This is a genomic window from Desulfobulbus alkaliphilus, from assembly GCF_016918545.1.
Taxonomy (GTDB): domain Bacteria; phylum Desulfobacterota; class Desulfobulbia; order Desulfobulbales; family Desulfobulbaceae; genus Desulfobulbus; species Desulfobulbus alkaliphilus.
Map to the genome: position 1 here is coordinate 1 of NZ_JAFFQC010000321.1, position 423 is coordinate 423.

Below are 423 nucleotides of genomic sequence, written 5' to 3' on the forward strand. Positions count from 1 at the left end.
GAGGAGCTTAACTTGACTCCCGTTACGGCCCCTGAAGATAAAGACATGCCCTGACAAGGGATCATCCTTCAACGTCATTTGCACTTTCGAGGCTAACCCATTGAAGCCGTTTCTCATGTCTGTGATACCGGCCACGATCCAGATCCGGGTGCCAGTAGGAAGATTGATCATACGCGCAGGGTCTCCAGGATCATTCGTAATACATTGGTATCGACGGTGCCATCGATGACGACCATTGCACGCCCCAGTCGTATCTCGATGGTGCCGGATGGTGTCGGTTCAGAGGCCGTCTCTGGCGTGAGCATTTCGGGCTGCGGGGTCGGAGGCAAGAAGATCTCCGTGGATGAAGGGGGCAACACCAGTTCGATGGGATATAACGCAGGGGCTTCGGCTTTGGCATCACGTCGCCATTTGAACAAGAGG

The 423-nt window shown here is 54.6% G+C and carries 1 protein-coding gene and 1 pseudogene; both read right to left on the minus strand.

Annotated features, from left to right (window positions below):
* Positions 1 to 171: IS66 family insertion sequence element accessory protein TnpB (tnpB, locus tag JWG43_RS18740; RefSeq protein ID WP_205244424.1), on the minus strand; the 171-nt coding region annotated here is incomplete at its 3' end.
* Positions 168 to 423, minus strand: a pseudogene (locus JWG43_RS18745) (IS66-like element accessory protein TnpA); the annotation flags it as partial. The gene tnpB and the pseudogene JWG43_RS18745, both read right to left, overlap by 4 nt.